At 64.4% G+C, this 18246-nt stretch carries 16 protein-coding genes; 6 read left to right on the top strand and 10 right to left on the bottom strand.

What is annotated here, in order from left to right; genetic code table 11:
• Positions 1-49: 49 nt before the first annotated feature.
• Positions 50-2776: an MHYT domain-containing protein gene (locus QGV55_RS13455; RefSeq protein WP_281016274.1), complete on the bottom strand. Its 2727-nt coding sequence runs from the start codon at positions 2774-2776 to the stop codon at positions 50-52.
• A 158-nt stretch (positions 2777-2934) separates the two neighbouring features.
• Between QGV55_RS13455 and QGV55_RS13460 the strand changes: the two genes are divergently transcribed.
• Positions 2935-4227: a response regulator gene (locus QGV55_RS13460; protein ID WP_281016273.1), complete on the top strand. Its 1293-nt coding sequence runs from the start codon at positions 2935-2937 to the stop codon at positions 4225-4227.
• A gap of 18 nt (positions 4228-4245) precedes the next feature.
• Here QGV55_RS13460 and QGV55_RS13465 read toward each other — a convergent pair whose 3' ends face one another.
• A complete protein-coding gene (locus tag QGV55_RS13465; protein ID WP_281016272.1) occupies positions 4246-5076 on the bottom strand; it encodes a hypothetical protein in 831 nt (276 codons plus the stop codon).
• Between the two features lie 109 nt (positions 5077-5185).
• Between QGV55_RS13465 and QGV55_RS13470 the strand changes: the two genes are divergently transcribed.
• The 3 genes from QGV55_RS13470 (at position 5186) to QGV55_RS13480 (ending at position 7845) form a co-directional block, all read left to right on the top strand.
• The gene (locus QGV55_RS13470; protein WP_281016271.1) at positions 5186-6175 is read left to right on the top strand and encodes a thiamine pyrophosphate-dependent dehydrogenase E1 component subunit alpha; all 990 of its coding nucleotides are present in this window, start codon (positions 5186-5188) and stop codon (positions 6173-6175) included.
• Positions 6175-7149: a transketolase C-terminal domain-containing protein gene (locus QGV55_RS13475; protein ID WP_281016270.1), complete on the top strand. Its 975-nt coding sequence runs from the start codon at positions 6175-6177 to the stop codon at positions 7147-7149. Before QGV55_RS13470 ends, QGV55_RS13475 begins: the two co-directional genes overlap by 1 nt.
• Before the next feature lie 132 nt (positions 7150-7281).
• Complete coding sequence (locus QGV55_RS13480) at positions 7282-7845, top strand: hypothetical protein (RefSeq protein ID WP_281016269.1); 564 nt, start codon at positions 7282-7284, stop codon at positions 7843-7845.
• 58 nt (positions 7846-7903) lie between these two features.
• Here QGV55_RS13480 and QGV55_RS13485 read toward each other — a convergent pair whose 3' ends face one another.
• The 4 genes from QGV55_RS13485 to QGV55_RS13500 are packed head-to-tail and all read right to left on the bottom strand — an operon-like array spanning position 7904 to position 11940.
• On the bottom strand, positions 7904-8695 hold the full coding sequence (locus QGV55_RS13485; protein ID WP_281016268.1) for an EAL domain-containing protein: 792 nt from the start codon (positions 8693-8695) through the stop codon (positions 7904-7906).
• A gap of 48 nt (positions 8696-8743) precedes the next feature.
• Positions 8744-9361 carry a LysE family translocator gene (locus QGV55_RS13490; RefSeq protein WP_281016267.1) on the bottom strand — a complete coding sequence of 206 codons (618 nt, stop codon included), beginning with the start codon at positions 9359-9361 and terminating at the stop codon, positions 8744-8746.
• Positions 9358-10326 carry a 2-oxoglutarate and iron-dependent oxygenase domain-containing protein gene (locus QGV55_RS13495; RefSeq protein ID WP_281016266.1) on the bottom strand — a complete coding sequence of 323 codons (969 nt, stop codon included), beginning with the start codon at positions 10324-10326 and terminating at the stop codon, positions 9358-9360. The genes QGV55_RS13490 and QGV55_RS13495 overlap by 4 nt, the downstream gene beginning before the upstream one ends.
• 9 nt (positions 10327-10335) lie before the next feature.
• Positions 10336-11940, bottom strand: coding sequence for a long-chain-fatty-acid--CoA ligase (locus QGV55_RS13500; RefSeq protein WP_281016265.1), 1605 nt, complete (start codon positions 11938-11940; stop codon positions 10336-10338).
• Positions 11941-12055: 115 nt separating this feature from the next.
• Here QGV55_RS13500 and QGV55_RS13505 point away from each other — a divergent pair, with 115 nt between their 5' ends.
• A complete protein-coding gene (locus QGV55_RS13505; RefSeq protein ID WP_281016264.1) occupies positions 12056-12556 on the top strand; it encodes a hypothetical protein in 501 nt (166 codons plus the stop codon).
• A gap of 157 nt (positions 12557-12713) precedes the next feature.
• Positions 12714-13943, top strand: coding sequence for a 5-aminolevulinate synthase (hemA, locus tag QGV55_RS13510; RefSeq protein ID WP_281016263.1), 1230 nt, complete (start codon positions 12714-12716; stop codon positions 13941-13943).
• 4 nt (positions 13944-13947) lie between these two features.
• Here hemA and QGV55_RS13515 read toward each other — a convergent pair whose 3' ends face one another.
• The 4 genes from QGV55_RS13515 to QGV55_RS13530 are packed head-to-tail and all read right to left on the bottom strand — an operon-like array spanning position 13948 to position 18150.
• Positions 13948-14400: a PaaI family thioesterase gene (locus tag QGV55_RS13515; protein ID WP_281016262.1), complete on the bottom strand. Its 453-nt coding sequence runs from the start codon at positions 14398-14400 to the stop codon at positions 13948-13950.
• 19 nt (positions 14401-14419) lie between these two features.
• Complete coding sequence (locus QGV55_RS13520) at positions 14420-14908, bottom strand: class I SAM-dependent methyltransferase (protein ID WP_281016261.1); 489 nt, start codon at positions 14906-14908, stop codon at positions 14420-14422.
• Positions 14909-14939: 31 nt separating this feature from the next.
• Entirely contained in the window at positions 14940-15410 is a 471-nt protein-coding gene (locus QGV55_RS13525; protein ID WP_281016260.1) for a cyclic nucleotide-binding domain-containing protein, read from the bottom strand.
• A 13-nt stretch (positions 15411-15423) separates the two neighbouring features.
• Complete coding sequence (locus QGV55_RS13530; RefSeq protein WP_281016259.1) at positions 15424-18150, bottom strand: ABC transporter ATP-binding protein; 2727 nt, start codon at positions 18148-18150, stop codon at positions 15424-15426.
• Between the last annotated feature and the right edge of the window lie 96 nt (positions 18151-18246).

An 18246-nucleotide genomic window follows, 5' to 3' on the forward strand; every position in this document is an offset into this window, starting at 1 on the left:
TAGAGCGTTCGTTCAGCGGATGGTATGGGCAGACAATGCAATGCTGCTGTCAGGCAGCCGCGGCATCACCACAGCGCTGCGGCCGGACGAACTTCGACACTTCGCGCAGCAGATCGTCGGGCGGCAGGGCCGGATCGATACGCGGTTCCGGTCCGCTGCCGCCATCTTCCGATGGCGATGCGAGCAGCACGACCTTCATCTCCATCCAGTTCGACTGTGACTTGAGTCTCTCCAGGACCTCCGGTCTGCCAAACCTGCTCGAGATGTCGATCATCAGGATATCCGGCCCGAATGTCTGCAGGTCCGGCAGATTGTCGGGGCTCTCGAAGAACAGGCACGAGATCCCCAGGTCATCCAGCGTGTCGCCGACCGGTTCGATCACGTCGATCTGGTCGCTGAAGACCAGAACCCGTGGCTCGGCGTGGACGCGGGAGATGCGTGCCGCGGCGCTGGTCAGGGCCTCTGCCGATACCGGCTTCGTCAGCCAGTCGACCGCGCCAAGTGCCAGTCCCTGCGCCGCTTCATCCGTGACGGAGACAATGACAACCGGAATGTTCGCCAGCCTCGAATCTTCCTTCAGCGCCCCGAGGACCTGCCAACCGTCCATCTCCGGCATGGCAATATCCAGCAGAATCAGGTCGGGCACCGTTGTCCGGACCTCGGCAAGGCCGCTTTCACCATCCTGCGCGACCCTCGTGCGGAAGCCGCTGCGTTCAAGCACCCGGCGATAGATGTCCAGCGCATCCAGATCATCATCGATGATCAGGGCCAGCGGTCCGACGGCGTCCATTGCCTCGGGCAGAACAGGCGACGCCATGCCCGACAACAGCGTCGCGGACCGGCCATCATCATGCATCTCCTCCAGCGAGACCGGCACGACAAGGGTGAAGGTCGAACCGATGCCAGGCTTGCTGGTCACCGTGATATCGCCTCCCATCATCTGCACCAGCCGACGGGTGATTGTCAGGCCGAGGCCGGTACCTTCGCGTTCCCGCGTCAGGGTGCCGTCGGCCTGCTCGAAAGGCTCGAATACCTTGTCGAGCTGCTCCTCCGACATCCCGATCCCCGAATCACGCACGACGAACGAGACGGCGTCCCGATCCTTGATCTCGGTCCGGCCGACGATCAGTTCGACGTCACCATTCTCGGTGAATTTCGACGCGTTGGAGAGCAGGTTCAGCAGACACTGGAACAGGCGCTTGCGGTCCGATTCGATATGCAGTCCCGGCACCTGCAGATCCAGGAGAAGGTTGTTCCCGAACCGTTCGGCAATGGGGCGAACCGTGCTCATCGCCTCATCGACCAGCGCCGCGACATCCACCGCTTCCAGATCCAGACTGACGCGACCGGCCTCGACCTTGGCCAGATCCAGCACCTCGTTGATCAGGGTCAGCAGATGGCGCCCGGATTTCTCGATCCGGTGCAGGTCATCGACCGTGCCTGCATCGCCCTGATCCTCGAAATCCTCGATCAGCATCTCGGTGTACCCGATGATCGCGTTCAGCGGGGTCCGCAGTTCATGGCTCATGTTGGCCAGGAACGAACTCTTGGCCGAATTCGCGGCCTCGGCCACCTCCATCGCTTCCTTCAGTTCCTGGGTCCGTTCCGCAACCTTTGCCTCCAGACCGTCGTAGGCGGCGCGCAGGGCCTTCTCGGCCTGCCGACGTTCGGTCACGTCGTGCGTCACGCTGGCAAAGCCCGACAGTTCACCCGCACCGTCATAGACCGGGTGGAACGTGACACTGGCCCAATAGGTGCTTCCGTCCTTGCGCCGCCGCTTCATCTCCGCCTCGAACCGGCCCCGGAGGCTGGCCTCCGACAAGGCCCGCGCCAGAATGCGCGGGGCGTTCTCGGCATCCGCATCAAACAGGGCGCAGGACCGGCCCAGTACCTCCTCCGCGCTGAAACCATCCAGACGCGCGGCGCCGTCGTTCCAGGATGATACCCGGCCCGCCGGGTCCAGCATGATGATGGCATAGTCCTGCAGGCCGTTGACCATCAGGCGAAAGCGTTCCTCGCTGCGTCTGATCCTCTCCGTGCCGGCACGCAGGTTCTCGGTAACCCGCCTGTCGATCAGGGCTGTCGCCAGCCCGACGCCGAAGAGCAGCACGGCCCCCAGCGCGACGGCTGCAGCCAGGACGCCGGAATTCACGACCGAGTCGGTATGGACCAGGGCATCGGCGCGCAGCCTGAATGTTGCCGCCGCCATGCCGCAGTAATGCATGCCGACAGCCGCAAAGGTCATCAGGCAGGCGCTGCCCAGTCGCCAGGTGAGGGATTCAAGATTGAAGCAGAGCCACAGCGCCGCCATCGATGCCAGGATCGCGATGGCGAAAGAGGCGACGAAGAGGACCGGATCGTAGACGATCTCGACCGGCATGCGCATTGCCGCCATGCCCATGTAGTGCATGCCCGCGATACCAAGCCCCATGCACAGGCCGCCTGCCAGCAGCATGATGAAGCTGGACCCCAGGGACCTGACGATCGCCAGACCGGCCCAGGTGAAGACCACGGCCAAACCCATCGAACCGATGGTCTTGGGCGTGTCAAACAGCACCGTCACGACGGGCAGTTCCATCCCGAGCATGGCGATGAAATGCATCGACCAGATGCCACCGCCCAGGGCAAATGCGGCAAACAATGTCCAGCCAGCCGCCGCGCCCACACTCGCATCCCGGGCGCGGGATGCGAGTGTGGGCGCGGAAAAGGCCGAGAACGCACATATGCCCACCGCGAGCAGCACCAGCGTCATATCGTGATGTTGTGACAGTTCCATTCGCGAACCTCCGTGCACGAAGGATCATGGCGCGAAGGGGTTAAGTACGCATTAAGTCATGGCGCCGGCCTTGATCGCGACATTCTGCGGCTTAACCAAATGTTCAGCCGCCAGTGTCTAGATGGAGATATGCCCATTCCGCTAGGAGCCGGAGCAAGATGGACAACGAAGAGAAGCCGCGCGTCCTGGTCGTTGACGACCTCGAGGCCAATCGCGCCATGCTGGCGCGTCGTCTGACGCGCCGCGGATACGACACGGTCATGGCGGAAGATGGCCCGAATGCCCTGCGCCTGATCGACGAGAGCGAGTTCGACATCATCCTTCTCGACATCATGATGCCGGGCATGAGCGGGCTTGAGGTCCTGCGCCTGATCCGGGCGAACCGCAGCCCCGCGATCCTGCCGGTGATCATGGTGACGGCCATCCACGAGAAGGATGGAATCGCCGAGGCGATCAAGCTGGGGGCCAACGACTACATCACCAAGCCTGTCGACCTGGACATCACCCTGGCGCGGATGCAGACCCAGATTGACCGCCGCCGTGCGGAGCTGTCGCTGCACGCCGCGAACGAGAGCCTGAAGCGACGCGTCGAGGAACGCACCCGTGACCTGGAGAAGATGAACTTCGACCTGCGCAACGAGATCAAGCAGCGGCAATCGCTGGAGGAAGGCCTGCGTCAGGAAAAGAAGCGCGCAGAGGCGGCGAACCGTGCGAAATCCGAGTTTCTGGCCACCATGAGCCATGAGCTGCGGACCCCGCTGAATTCGATCATCGGATTCTCGGATCTGATCCGACAGCAGCTTGAATCCGACGCCACGGCCGACACGGCGAAGTTCGGTGAATACGCCTGCTACATCAACGAAAGCGGTCAGCATCTGCTGCGCATCGTCAACGACATTCTGGATCTGACCAAGGTCGATGCCGGCAAGACGATCCTGAACGAATCGCACACATCGGTCGCCGACCTGGTCGACCGCTCGATCCGCCTCGTCGAGTCGCTGGCGCAGAAGCACGGGATCAGGATCGACTTCGGCGGCGAACTGGAGAATGTGGAGCTGTTCTGCGACGAGATCCTGATGCGGCGGGCCCTGCTGAACATGATCAGCAATGCCGTGAAGTTCTCGAATACCGGCGGCCATGTCGAAATCCGGGCGGAGATCGATACCAACGGCGATCTGCACCTGATCGTTGCGGACACCGGCATCGGCATCAAGCCGGAAGACATCCCCCGCGTCATGGAAGCCTTTGGTCAGGCAGACGCCACCCATTCCCGGAAACATGAGGGAACCGGGCTCGGGGTCCCGCTGACGAAATCGCTGGTGGAACTGCATGGCGGACGGTTCGAGATGGACAGCGAGCCTGGCGTCGGCACCACGGTCAGCCTGGTACTGCCTGGCAAGCGGCTGGAGATCATCAGCGATGAACCGGTTTCGGCCAATTCCGCCGCCTGATCCGGCTGTTCCGGTGTCTCAGTCCGGCACCTTGACATCGGTCAGTGCGAGAATCTCGCACGCGTCCTGTGCCGACATGCCGACCCGCAGTCCCAGGAAACGCGCAACATCATTCACTGCGGAAAGCACACCGGTTTCATAGGTGGAGCGGCCATCCCCGATCCGCGCGCTGCTGCATCCGACCGTCGCGCCGGCGATCCGGCGCGCATCCAGCGCGCCCAGCCGACTGAAGCCCCAGCCCTGCGGCCCGCCGCCCGCGTCATTGAACAGGGCCGCGAACGCCTCACGGCGAATGGCGTAGGCCGGATTGCCCCCCACCAGCGCACCATGTGAAGCGGTCACGACAATCTGGCCATCATCCTCAGGGCGCACCTGCGAGGCGGAGTCCAGCAGCACGATACGGCGCAGGGCCCCGGGCAACGCGACGACCTCCCGGCGCTCGTCCATCTCCGCGACCGGCATGTCCGAAACCGGTGCCAGAAGCAGCGCCTCCGCCGCGTCTTCCACCGACATGCCGGGCCGGACGCCGACAGTCAGCGCCAGAGGATTGACATGACTGATGACGCCACGCTGCAACGTGTCGACCGCATCGCCGATCCGACAACTCATGCTGTCGACCACGGCGGCAGCCACGCCGTGCGCATGGCAATGATCCAGACAGGCAAGTCCGGCGGCTGCCATGCCATTGCCCGCGTCGTTCAGGATGACCGCGCGTACACCGGCCCGCAGGGCGCAGGCTGCAGGAAACAGCCCGCCGTGGCTGCCACTGACGACAACGGCCCCCGAAGCCTCTGGCGGCAGGCTGGTGATCGTGTCCGCCAGGACAATGCCATAGGGTCTCTCGGTCATCTGCGCGCCATTCCTGAAATCATTGGTCTGCCGGTCGGATTGACCGGATTTGCCAGGCTCCCCTATCGTGAACCCAACAGGCGCAATTGCCAATGCGGAGGGGGGGATCATGAGCAACAGGGGAAACCTGGACCGGAACCGGTTTCTTGCCTACCACCGCGAGATGCTGCGCATCCGTGCCCTTGAGGAAACCGCGCTGGAAGGCCTGAAGCAGGGCCTCGTCCTGGGGGCCATCCATCCCTCCATCGGGCAGGAAGCGATTGCCGCCGGTGTCGCCGGACAACTGCGTCGCGACGACATCCTGCTCTCCACCCACCGGGGTCATGGGCATACGCTGGCCAAGGGCGCCGATCCGGAAGCCATGATGCGCGAACTGTTCGGTCGCCAGGGCGGCAATTGCGGTGGCAAGGGCGGTTCCATGCACATTGCCGATTTCTCCGTCGGCATGCTGGGGGCGAATGGCGTGGTGGGCGCGAACATCGTCATTGCCACGGGCGCGGCGCACGCGATCCGGCTGCATGGCGACGACCGCATCGTCGCCTGCTTCTTTGGCGACGGCGCCATCAACCGCGGCCCGTTTCTGGAGGGGTTGAACTGGGCAGCGGCCTTCGACCTGCCGGTGCTGTTCATCTGCGAGGACAACGGCTTCGCGGCAACCACACGCAGCGCCGACCTGACCGCCGGGCCCGGCCCGGCCGCCCGCGCCGCATCCTTCGGCATGGACGCGGAATCGATTGACGGCAACGACATCACCATCGTGGCGGAAACTGCCGAATCCCTGATCGACCGGGTCCGGCGGAATCGCAAGCCCGCATTCCTGCACGCAAGGACCTACCGGCTGACGGGCCACACGGGGGCCGACCCGGCCACCTATCGCCCGGCGACGGAGGTCGAGCAGGCGTGGCAGAACGACCCCATCGCCCGTTCCCGCGCCCTGCTGGTCGCTGCGGGCGTGGAAACAGAGGTGTTCGACACGATGGAACGGGCCGTCGCGGCGGAGATGAAACAGGTCTTCGAGGCCGCCCGGAACGCCCCATGGCCGGACCCCGCAGAAGGGCTGACCGACGTTCTGGACGCCCGCGCGCCGGAGGTGGCGTGATGGCGGAGATGACCTATGCCGCTGCCGGGGCAGCTGCGCTGTCCGAGACCATGGAGGCGGATCGGACCGTCTGGGCGCTGGGGGAGGATCTGGGACGCGGCGGCGTCTTCGGTCAATACGCGGGGCTGGAGGCACGGTTCGGCGCGGAGCGCATTGTCTCCACCCCGATCTCCGAAGCCGCGATCATGGGAGTCGGGGTCGGGGCCGCCATGACCGGGACCCGTCCGGTCGTGGAGATGCGGTTCGCGGACTTCGCGCTCTGTGCCACGGATGAACTGATCAACCAGGCCGCCAAGGCCCGCTTCATGTTCGGCGGCCAGACCCGAGTCCCCCTGACGGTGCGGATGCCGGTCGGCATGTGGCGGTCATCCGCCGCGCAGCACAGCCAGTCGCTGGAGGCGCTGTACACGCACATTCCCGGGCTGGTGGTGATGATGCCGGCCACACCTGCCGACAACCACGCCATGCTGAAGGCCGCGATCCTGAGCGACGATCCGGTCGTCTACCTGGAGCACAAGAACCTCTGGCCCCTCTCAGGCGAGGTGCCGGACGATGCCGCGCCCTATCGCATCGGAACGGCGGGGGTGGCGCGGCAGGGCAGTGATCTCACCATCGTCACCTGGTCCGCGACGCTGCATGACATTCTGGCGGCCGCCGGGCGGGCCGCACAGGCCGGGGTGGCGGATATCGAGGTGCTGGACCTGCGCACGCTCTGGCCCTGGGACAAGGCCTGCGTGTTGCAGAGCGTGCGCCGCACCGGGCGGCTGCTGATCGCCCATGAGGCGGTGGTCGTCGGCGGATTCGGCGCGGAGGTCGCGGCAACGGTTGCGGAGGAACTGCATTCGGACCTGAAGGCCCCCGTCCGCCGGATCGGGGCACCGAAGCTGCCTATCGGTTACGCGCCAACCCTGGAGAACGAGATCAGGCTGGGGCCTGACCGTCTGGACGCCGCCATCGCGCGCATGATGTCCTGAGGAGCCTGACACGCCCGCCAGCGCTCTTGTCACGGGCTTCCGACCGCAGGAGTTGATTTGCAATTCCCGCTGACAGATCCAACATTCGGGTAGAGGTTTGGCCCTGAAACCCGGAGTGAAGTGATGTTCGGAATGTCTCGTCTGAGTGCTGGCCAGTACCGGTCTGTTGCCCTGCTGGTCTTCTCCGTTTTCCTGTTCCAGTTGCAGCCTGCAGCGGCCCAGCTTCGCGTCGATGATGCGCTGGACCCTGAAGAGGTTCTGGAGGAGGAACTCCGGTCACCATACTACGCGATCACCGATGGTGGGCCGACCCGTGCCCAGCGACCGCTGGTGGACCGGATCCCGATGCGCGGCGTGATGGACCGGGGTGGCAGCGGCCTGGTCGATGTCGTCTATACCAAGCGCACCGGACAGATCCTCACCGACCTGAGTGGCCATGCGCTCTATGCGACGGAAAAGGACACGGCCTACGGCAAGTCCTCCCTGTCGGGTGCGGCCCTGGAGAACTGGCGCCCCCTTACGGTCAGCAAGGACCTGCGCACCTATGGACTGTGGGGCAAGGCATGGAACGAGGCCCTGCAGGTCTGGGTCCTGACCATGGCCGACAAGCCGCTCTATACCTACACCGGTGATACGGAGGCAGGTGTCGCCAATGGTGTCGGCAACGGCTGGTACACGATGGAAGTGATCAGCTGACCGACATTTCCACGGCTGGAGGCAGACGGCGATCGGGGATGATCGGTCGCCCTGCCCCTCAGTCGAGGTGCGCCGCCATGAAGGTTGCCGCATCGACCGGCTTGCCGAACAGGTAGCCCTGTCCCAGGTCGCACCCGGCGTCGTGCAGGTGATCGCGTTGGGCGACAGTCTCGATCCCCTCTGCCACCGTGCCCATCGACATGCCATGCGCCAGCGCCAGACTGCTGGCCACGATGGCCTTGCAGGCTGTGTCGTCAGGCAGACCTGCGGTGAAGGCCCGGTCGATCTTGAGGCTGTCGCAAGGCAGGTTCTGCACCCGCAACAGAGATGAATAACCGGTTCCGAAGTCGTCTATGGCAATGTGAAAGCCATGATCGTGCAAGGCCTGCAGTGCCCGCGCCGCACCCGGCCCAGGCGGCGGCGCGGTCTCGGTCAGTTCCAGATGCAGGTCTTCAGGCGCCATGCCGCAGTCGTCGATGGCCTGTTTCAGATCGCCGACCCACCCCGGTGAATCGAGCTGGGTCGGCGAAACATTGACCGAAACGAACATTCCCTGCGCGGCACGCCTGGTTTCCCGCCAGCACGCCAGGTCATCGAGTGCCGTCTGCAGTGCAAATGCACCCGGACCGGACAGCAGCCCCTCCGGCTCCGCGAAACCCATGAACGTGTTCGGCGACACCGTGCCGCGCGTGGCGTGGGTCCAGCGCAACAGCGCCTCCGCCCCCACGACACGGGACGTGGCCAGTTCGACAATGGGTTGGTAGGCGATGGAGAGTTCGCCGCGTCCCTCCGCTGCAACGAACTCTCCGCTCAGCCAGACCGCGTGATGCGCGTCGGATAGGTCGGGCATCTTACACCCTCCGGGCTGAACGGTTGGAAACAGACAGGGTCGATGCTGTCACCCGTCCAGCATACCCTGTCCCTGCAACAGTGCCAGCACGACGACGATGACCATCGCCAGCGCCATCAGGATATTGATCCGGCGCTGGGTGGCGGGTGCCAGTGCCATGCGTTTCAGGGAGACCCCGAGGTAGAGCCAGGCGAAGTGGACCGGCACCCAGATGATGTTGATCAGCACGAACTTGACGATGATCTCGGTGGTCGTGCTCTCGAACCCGAGCGGAAAGCTGACGAACAGGGTGCCATTGACCGCATAGGCCTTCGGATTGACGAACTGCAGGAAGATGCCATCGACCGCGCCGGGCACCTTCACGGCCCGCGCGAAGGCTATCGTCGAACCGGCCAGTGCGATCCGGGCCGCCAGATAGAACAGGAAGGCGACGGAGACCACCAGGAAGACCAGTTGCAGCTCCGGCACCGTTTCCAGCACCACGGCGAGACCGCTGACCACCGCGATGGCCACGAGGTTGGTTCCGAGCCAGAGCCCGGCGATGTAGCGCACTCCGGTGCGATAGCCGAAACCCGACCCGACCCCGGCAACCGAGAGCACGCCCGGTCCGGGGGTGATGATCAGCAGGAAGAACGCCCCCGTGAAATAGATCAGCGCCTCGATCAAGCGCCCACGGTCCCGTCACGCGCAGCCTCGGTCTTGCGGTAGCCGAAGGATTCGTTGATCCGCGACAGGATATGAGCGCCCGCCGTGGTCACCTCCGCCCCGTCTGCTGCCGCCACCCCCACCAGATCGGCGGGGTTCACTGGCGCATTGAAGTCCGGGTCATGGAAGGTGGCGATGGACAGGCGTTCCGCCACGTGCCGGTTGGTGGCGCGATGCAGGGTCGAGCGATAGCGTCCCGCCGTCCAGCGTGCCATCAGATCCCCGGCATTGATCACCAGCGACCCAGGCACGGGCGGCGCGGCGATCCAGGTGCCATCCGGCAGACAGACCTCCAGCCCGCCATTGTCATCCTGCCAGAGCAGCGTGATCAGGCCGAAGTCGGTATGCGGCGCGACGCCGAACTGGTCGTCCCCCAGCGCGCGGGGCTGCTGCGGATACCAGACGGCCTGCGTCCGTTGCAGCGGTTTGGTATAGAACGGCGCGAAGAAGTCACGCTCCACCCCGAGGCTCAGCGCCACGCCCTGCAACAGCCGCTGGCCACAGTCCGCGATCGCCGCGTAGTAGGCTTCGAAGACGCTGCGGAACGCTGCGGGCGCGTCGGGCCAGATGTTCGGCCCGCGCAGCGGCTGACCGGCCATCACGTCCGGATCATCCAGCGGCAGGTCGAGGCCGATCTGGAAGAACTCCTTGTGGTCCGGGCGCTTCGCCCCGTACATGCGCGCATCACCCAGTGCGTTGAAACCGCGATGGTGCCGGGTCACGGCCACCTTGCGCTTCTGCTCCACCGGCAGGCGAAAGAAACCTCTCGCTGCCTCCACGGCAGCGGCAATGACCTGGTCCGGCACACCATGACCGGTGATGTAGAAGAACCCGCTGCGCTGCATGGCAGTGGCGATCTGCGCCGGCACGCCGCCGCCTTCGGGGCGTGACGGGTGCGACAGGTCGATGATCGGAATATCGCTCACGAAAACTTCTCAGCTGACATTGCGCCCGGCCTTCTCCCAGTAGGGCTTGCGCAGTTCGCGCTTCAGGATCTTGCCCGTGGGGTTGCGCGGCAGTTCATCGATGAAGTCCACCGACTTGGGGCACTTGTAATGGGCGATACGTTCGCGGGCATAGGCGATCAGTTCGCCCTCCGTCACCTCGGCACCGGCCTTCTTCACGATCACGGCCTTGACGGCCTCCCCCCAGCGTTCGTCCGGGACACCGATGATCGCGACATCGGCAATCGCCGGATGGCCGAACAGGGCGCTCTCCACCTCCGCCGGATAGATGTTCTCACCGCCCGAGATCACCATGTCCTTCACCCGGTCGTAGATGTAGAGGAACTGCTCGTCATCGAAGTATCCGGCGTCGCCGGTATGCAGCCAGCCATCCTTCAGCGTGCTCGCGGTGGCATCGGGCAGATTCCAGTAACCCGACATCAGGGTGGTGGAGCGCAGGATGATCTCCCCCACCTCACCGGTCGGTACGTCCTTGCCGGTTTCATCGACCACGCGGATCTCGTAGCCCGGCGCGGCCCGGCCACAGGCCCGCAGGCGCTCAGGCTTCGACAGGTCATGTTCGTCGGGGCTCATGTAGACGCCGCCGCCATTGCTCTCCGTCATCCCGTAGGCCTGGCCGAACTTGTTGCCGATGACCTCGATGGCCTGACGCAGCAGTTCCGCCGGAATGGGGGCCGCGCCGTACCAGATCTCGTCGATGGAGGAGAAATCCGTCTCCGCGCAGCCCGGCGACTGCAGCAGGAAATTGATCAGCGCAGGCACCATGAAGGACTTGGTCACCCGGTACTGCGGAATCAGCTTCAGGATCTCGCCTGGCACCGCCTCCGCCATGATCACGGTCATGGCCCCGACGTACAGGCCGGCCAGGGCATTGTTCAGGCCACCGACATGGTACAGCGGCATGCAGATCAGGTTCACGTCCGACGCGGTCCAGCGGCCATAGGCCTTGGTCTCGTTGGAACTCAGGATCGGCCAGAGCTCGAAGCAGCTGAAGTGGCTGAGCTGGACTCCCTTCGGGTGCCCCGTGGTGCCGCTGGAATAGAGCTGCGCCGCAATATCCGTCGCCAGCACCGGCACCATCGGATCGACATCGGCCTGCCGTCCGTACCATTCGCGCAGGTCATCCGGTTCGGCGACGCCCTCGGTCCGGCCATCGATCGCCAGGATGGTCTCCACGGCCGGCATCTCGCCCCGATGGTCCGTGCCCAGATGGTGATAGCCGGGGCCAAGCACCAGCACACGCGCACCACTGTCGTTGATGATGTAGGCCATCTCCGGCACCGCGAGGCGCCAGTTCACCGGCACCAGCACCGCACCGGCCTTGGCACAGCCATAGTAGAGGGCGATGAAATCATCGGAATTCTTCGCGATCAGGCCGACCCGCTCACCGGGACGAATGCCCGCGGCAATCAGACCGTTGGCGATGCAACTGGCCTGGCGGTCCAGGGTCGCATAGTCCGTTCGCCGTTCGCCGAAGACCAGCGCAATACTGTCACCGCTGTCGCGGGCATGCCTCCGCAGCACGTCAGCCACATTGCGGCGATCCTCGCCATCCGTTGCAGTATTGCCAGTCATTCTCATCCTCCCCGAAGCAGCCGCGAGTGTTCCCGCAAGGTCCCGCCGCGTCAACCGCATCGCGCGGCTATCGGTCACAATGCCAAGGCAGCGGGCCTGACGCAGTTTGCGCCGCATGCAGACCGCCTCGCAGAAACAGACAACCATCGCCGCCTTCGTGCTGCGCCAGCTCTTGCTGCTCGCCCTCGGCGGGGCGGCACTCTGGTGGGGCTGGAGCCTTGACCGGTGCGCGGCGGACCCGCCGATCCTCTGGCCGCTCGCGCTTGTGGTCTGGGTGACGCAGAGCATGTTCTGGCTCGGCTGGCGGCACCACGACGTGAAGCTGCTGTTCCTGCTTTCCGGCGGCTGGGTCGGCGTCGCCTCCAGCGCGGCCGTGCTGATCATCTTCGTTGGCGCGGCTGTCGCCTCCGCCGGGGATCAGACCACCATCCGCATCGGTGCCCTGATTGCCATGCTGCTGCCGCTGATCATCCTGCCGCGCATTGCACCGCTCTGGCCCAGCCAGCGAAAACCTGTCGGCCTGCTGCACCATCTCGTGCGCAGCATCTTCGTGATCATCCAGTATGGCGGCATCGGCCTGCTGATCGCTGCGATCATGCGGTTCTGCCCGACCTGAAGCTGGTCATGGCCGGCCCGCGTGACGCGGAATTGTCGCATCCGTCACACTCGCCGCAAGCGGGTTTTGACGGCACAATGCGCGCCCGATATGTCTACCCTCTCCAGTACCGAAAGGGCCGGAGACGGAATCCAGAACCAGTCGAAAGGTTCCACCAATGGATTATGCGAAAGTCTTCTCCAGCGCCGTGCAGTCGCTGCATGAAGAGAAGCGGTATCGCGTCTTCACCGAACTGGAACGCCACGCCGGACATTACCCGCGCGCCACCAACCATTCCGGAGGCAACAAGCCCGATGTGGTCGTCTGGTGTTCCAACGACTACCTGTGCATGAGCCAGAGCCCCATCGTGACCACCGCGATGAAGGACGCCATCGACCGGATGGGCGCCGGCGCAGGCGGCACCCGCAACATCTCCGGCACCAACCATCCGCTGGTGGAACTGGAACGGGAACTGATCGATCTGCATGGCAAGGAGGCCGCGCTGGTCATGACCTCCGGCTTTGTCGCCAACGAGGCCGCGATCTCCACCATCGCCCAGTTCCTGCCCGACTGTGTCATCTTCTCCGATGAACTGAACCATGCCTCCATGATCGCCGGCATCCGTCATTCCGGGGCCGAGAAGAAGATCTTCCGCCACAATGACGTCGATCACCTGCGGCAGTTGCTGGAGGAGACCGATCCGGACCGGCCGAAACTGCTGATCTTCGAATCCGTCTACTCCATGGACGGCGACATTGCCCCGCTGGAGAAGTTCTGCGACCTGGCCGACGAGTTCGGGGCGCTGACCTACCTGGACGAGGTGCATGCGGTGGGCATGTACGGCCCGCGCGGCGGCGGCGTGGCGGAGCGTGAGAAGGTCATGGACCGCATCGACGTGATCCAGGGCACGCTGGCCAAGGGCTTCGGCGTCATCGGCGGCTATATCGCCGCCTCCGCCGATCTGGTGGACACCGTGCGCTCCTACGCCCCCGGCTTCATCTTCACCACGGCACTGCCCCCCGGCGTCGCGGCTGGCGCGGTTGCCAGCATCCGCCACCTGAAGACCAGCAATCTGGAGCGGGAGCAGCAGCAGGAGCGCGCCGCCACCCTGAAACGCCGTCTGGCCGAGGTCGGGCTGCCGGTCATGCGGTCCAACACCCACATCGTCCCGGTGCTGGTCGGTGACCCGGCCCTGTGCAAGCAGGCAACCGACATGCTGCTGGACGTGCATGGCATCTACATCCAGCCGATCAACTATCCCACGGTGCCCCGCGGCACCGAACGGCTGCGCATCACCCCCGGCCCGCGCCACAGCGATGAGCTGATGGATGAACTGGTCGAGGCGCTGCTGGCCGTTTGGGAAACGCTCGGCCTGCCCCTGAACGGCGCGGCGGCGGCGGCGGAGTAGGCCGTCAGGCTCCTTTCGGTTTGCGCTGCAGCACCCGTCCCGTCGCGGTGGCCGTGACGACGATCTCGCCATCGGCGTCGAACAGGCGGCCGGACAGGAAGGCCACCGACTTGCCCAGCTTCTCGACCTGACCCTCGGCGAAGAGTTCCCCGGGCTTGCCACCGTTCAGGAAGCTGACCTTCAGTTCCAGGGTCGGGATGATGATGCCGAAGTTACCCCTGATGATGCAGGCGACAGCCATGGCCTCGTCGACCATGGCGGTCAGGATGCCGCCCTGGACGACACCGATGCCGTTCATGAATTCCGGCCGGGCCGTGTAGCGCACCCGCGCCCAGCCCCGGTCCGGGTCGCAGTCCATCAGATACTGCCCCAGCAGTTCGCTGGCCGGGGCCAGCGGGCGGCTGCGCAGGATGCGGAGCGCACGCTCGCGCTTCGTCTCTTCAATGCTTTCAGACATTGCGGGTCCGTCCGTTCGTTCAGATGCGTTTGTGGATGTGATAGCGCCCGGGACGCACGCCCTGCGGCAGGTCCTGTGGCGCGAAAGCCGGATCCGGCAGCGGCTGGTCGCTGACCAGGATCGTTCCCGCCTGCGACAGGGGCAACAGCAGCGGTGCGATCATCGCGGCCATGGCGACACTGGCGGCCTTGTCCCCGGTTCCGGTGTCGGCATGGATCAGTGCCACCGAGCGGCCGATCATCCGCGCGGCCCGCGGCAGGGTTTCGAGGAAATCGCCCAGCAGCAGGTCCTCATCGGCGGGAATGCAGTCCGGATGGGCGTTCACCTGACGCTCGAACACCAGAATCCGGCGGTCAGGCAGCAGGCTGCGCAGATGGTCGAAGGTGCGTCCGTTGCCCAGGCCAAGCTCCAGCACATCGCCGGAAAGACCGTCGATGGCGGATGCGGCCCAGTCGAGACACGCGCGCTGCGCGCAAAGGCGTTCGATGACGGAATCGAGGCGACTCATCTTCGCTGAACCGGGCCGGTCCCGTCCGGCCCTAGTCGACCCCCTGCAGCTTGTTCAGGTCATTGCGGGCCTGCTGCAGGTCCTGCGTCGTCCGGTCGAGGCGGAAGGCGATCTCCCGCATGATCTCGATGGTCATCTGCGGGAACTCCGAAACCAGGCGATAGAACAGGTCCTTGGTGATCCGCAGGGTGACAAGCTCGGTCTTGGCCTTGATCGTGGCCGTTCGGGGGATGTCGCACAGGATCGCGATCTCGCCGAAGAAGCTGTTCTTGTGCAACTGCGCGACGGTCAGCGGCCCGTTCGGCAGATTCACGATCACGTCCGCATCGCCCTGCACGATGACATACATGGAATCGCCGGGCTCCCCCTGTTCGCAGACCATCTCCCCGGCAGGGAACGTCAGCCGCTCCGAGGTAAAGGCCAGCAGCTTCAGCTTCGACTGTTCCACCTTCTGGAACATCGGGATCTGACGCAGCAGTTCGACTTCTTCATTCAGGCTCAAGGTCGTATCTCCCCTAGGCGGCTTCGGCTGCGATAAGCTGGGAAAGCGCGGTGCCTTCCTTGCTGAGTTCCTCGAAGCTGCCACTCTCCACAATGCGTCCGCCCTTCATGACCAGCACATGATCGAAGCGTTCCGCCATCGCCGGGCGATGCACACCCCAGATGATGGAACGACCCTCGAAGTCGGTCAGAAGGCCATCGAGAATCCGTGCCTGGCTGCTGGTATCCAGCGATGCCGTGGCCTCGGTCAGGATCAGGACATCCGGACGTTTCACCACTGCACGGGCAAGGGCCAGTTTCTGGCGCTGGGCACCGGTCAGGCGCGAACCGCCGATACCGACCTCGAACTCCAGACCAACCTCCGACACCGTCTCGATGATGCCCAGTTCCGCCATGACCTCCCGCATCAGGGAACCGACACGGTCCTGCGCCTGCGCCTGACCGTAGGCGATCTTGCCGAACAGGATGTTGTCCTGAATGTTGGCCGCGGCGTTGTAGCGGTCCGGATCGAAGAAGGCGACCGAGCCGGACAGGTCGTCAGGCAGGTTCTCGGCAAAGGCCTTGCGCGCCTCCAGCACCTTCATCTTCACCGCGTCGTCGATGATACCGAGACGGTGCCTTGCCTGTACCAGCTTGAACGGCAGCGACATCAGCTTCGCGCGCTCATGCGGCTTCAGCCCATCCAGCTGGTCCTTGGTATATTGCGCCAGCAGACCCTGCAGCTCCGGCAGGTCGTCCGACGAGACAAAGCTGAACTGCTGGAACAGTTCGTGGTCCGGAGGCAGGTCGGAGAACAGTTCGACCATGGTAGCGGCGGCCTGATAGCCCATGCTGACCATCTGATCCGTCATGCCGACCTTCTCCAGCACCTCCAGGATGTAGGGGTGGTCCGCCAGATGGTCGAGATCGAAGGTATCGCCGACCGGCGTGCCGAACAGCAGGTTCTCGGCCAGGGACGCATTGGAATTGTACGCCGCCGGGTCGAACCGTTCGATCAGGACGGCCAGGGACGGGTCCGTCAGCCGCTCGTCGAGCGCCTTGCGCACCTTCAGCACACCCTCGGCGATATCGCTCCGCTTCTCCGGATCGATCCGCCCGCGCAGGCCGAACTGATAGACATCCTCGTCCAGTCCGACGACCTTCAGCGCCTCGATACCCGCGCGGCGCAGGCCGACATTGTCCTCGACCCCGGCGGCACCATAGTCCACCCAGTCTGCGGCGAGGTCGTAATCCAGATTGCCTGAAGCCTGCGCCTCGGTGACGTAGCTGTCGCGCTCCTTCTTCCTGTCGCCCTCGTAGGTCGCTTCCTTCAGCGGCCGATGCTTCAGGCCGTAGAAAAGGTTGTCCCCGAGCGTCAGGTTGAAGATGAACGGCGCATTGTCGACGAAGGAAATCCGCCGTCCCGTGACCGCTTCCGGCAGGCCCTGCAGCAGGTGCTCGCCATAGTTGACCGTGCCACGGTCCGGGTCGATCAGCCGGGCCATCACCTCGGCCAGCTCATCACGCCCGGATCCGCCGCCGCCCACCAGGGCGACCCGCTTGTCCAGGCCAAGCGTGAAACTGACCGAGTCGAGAATGCTGTTGTTCTGGTCGTCGGTCAGGGTGACGCCGCTGGCCTTGATCTCGCCTTCGAAGCGGACCGGGCTTTCCGGCTCGCTCATCAGACGCTCTTCCTCGAACAGTCCGGCCGGGGCGAACTGCTCCACCACCTGCTCGTACTTGATGCGGGCGTCGGCCTGACGCTGGTAGTAGCCCAGCAGTTCCTTCCAGGGCGCGCCGATTTCCTTGTGCGCACTGATGGCGGCGAACAGGGTACCCAGGTCAAGCTCGCCCTTGATCACCAGATAGCCGCCGATGGAATAGAACATCACCGGACCGAGCTGCTGGATGAAGTTGTTCACGAACTTGATGATGAACTTCCAGATGTAGATCTGCAGGCGGATGTAATAGATGCCGTTCAGCCGCTCGGAGAATGTCGCCAGCTCCAGGTTGGAGGCGTCATGGGCATGGATTTCGCCGATGCCCGTGACCGTCTCACCGATCTTCTCCGACAGTTTCCGGACGCGCTTGACGCGTTCCTTGCCCAGCAGGTTCACACGCTTCTGCAGTTTCGGGATGATGTAGAACTGCAGCGGGTAGAGCGCGACGGCGGCCAGCGCCAGCTTCCAGTCCGCGATCAGCATGTAGCCGAGCGACATCAGCATGATGCCGCCCTGCATCACCGGCAGGGAGAAACATTCGCCGACGAAACCGCCCAGCGGCTCCACCTCGCCGGTGATCATGGAGATCACCTCACCCTGGCTGGTCTTCTTGAACGTCGGCTTGGGGAACCGCAGGATGCGCTGGAACAGGGCATAGCGCAGGCGCCGCAGCATGCGTTCCGCCGTGACACCGCGATAGACGTTCAGCGCGTACTTGATGCCCTGCAGCAGCAGGATGTTCAGCAGGAACAGACCCACGAGGACAAAGAGGAAAATGACCTGATCGAACTCGGGCCCGATGTTGAAGACGGCCTCAGGAAAGTCGATCGTTGTCTTGACCGATTTCTCGATGGTCGAGCCATCAGCCTGGGTCACCATTTCGGGAACCTTGCGGAAGCCCTGAATACCCTCGTTCACGATCTTCTCGACCAGCGTGTAGCCGAGCATCGTGAACGGCATGTTCACCACCGCAAGCAGCACCAGGACGATCTGCTGGCGATAGCTGTATTTCAGGATGAAACTGAATACGTTCCGTTCCAAGCCGCTTCCCCCTCACGCATGGCGCATGCTGGTTGCCACCCCCGGCCCAGCACCGCGCAGACGTTCTCTGTCACGAACCTTAGTGGACCGCGCCCC

Origin of the sequence: Minwuia sp. IMCC3009 (genome assembly GCF_029909415.1) — a bacterium.
Lineage (GTDB): Bacteria > Pseudomonadota > Alphaproteobacteria > Minwuiales > Minwuiaceae > Minwuia.

Bases quoted from the DNA above. Each gene is read 5' to 3' on its own strand.
- QGV55_RS13500 (WP_281016265.1), bottom strand. From the start codon at position 11,940: ATGACTGGCAATACTGCAACGGATGGCGAGGATCGCCGCAATGTGGCT.
- hemA (WP_281016263.1), top strand. From the start codon at position 12,714: ATGGATTATGCGAAAGTCTTCTCCAGCGCCGTGCAGTCGCTGCATGAA.
- QGV55_RS13480 (WP_281016269.1), top strand. From the start codon at position 7,282: ATGTCTCGTCTGAGTGCTGGCCAGTACCGGTCTGTTGCCCTGCTGGTC.
- QGV55_RS13520 (WP_281016261.1), bottom strand. From the start codon at position 14,908: ATGAGTCGCCTCGATTCCGTCATCGAACGCCTTTGCGCGCAGCGCGCG.
- QGV55_RS13460 (WP_281016273.1), top strand. From the start codon at position 2,935: ATGGACAACGAAGAGAAGCCGCGCGTCCTGGTCGTTGACGACCTCGAG.
- QGV55_RS13515 (WP_281016262.1), bottom strand. From the start codon at position 14,400: ATGTCTGAAAGCATTGAAGAGACGAAGCGCGAGCGTGCGCTCCGCATC.
- QGV55_RS13465 (WP_281016272.1), bottom strand. From the start codon at position 5,076: ATGACCGAGAGACCCTATGGCATTGTCCTGGCGGACACGATCACCAGC.
- QGV55_RS13475 (WP_281016270.1), top strand. From the start codon at position 6,175: ATGGCGGAGATGACCTATGCCGCTGCCGGGGCAGCTGCGCTGTCCGAG.
- QGV55_RS13505 (WP_281016264.1), top strand. From the start codon at position 12,056: ATGCAGACCGCCTCGCAGAAACAGACAACCATCGCCGCCTTCGTGCTG.
- QGV55_RS13485 (WP_281016268.1), bottom strand. From the start codon at position 8,695: ATGCCCGACCTATCCGACGCGCATCACGCGGTCTGGCTGAGCGGAGAG.
- QGV55_RS13455 (WP_281016274.1), bottom strand. From the start codon at position 2,776: ATGGAACTGTCACAACATCACGATATGACGCTGGTGCTGCTCGCGGTG.
- QGV55_RS13470 (WP_281016271.1), top strand. From the start codon at position 5,186: ATGAGCAACAGGGGAAACCTGGACCGGAACCGGTTTCTTGCCTACCAC.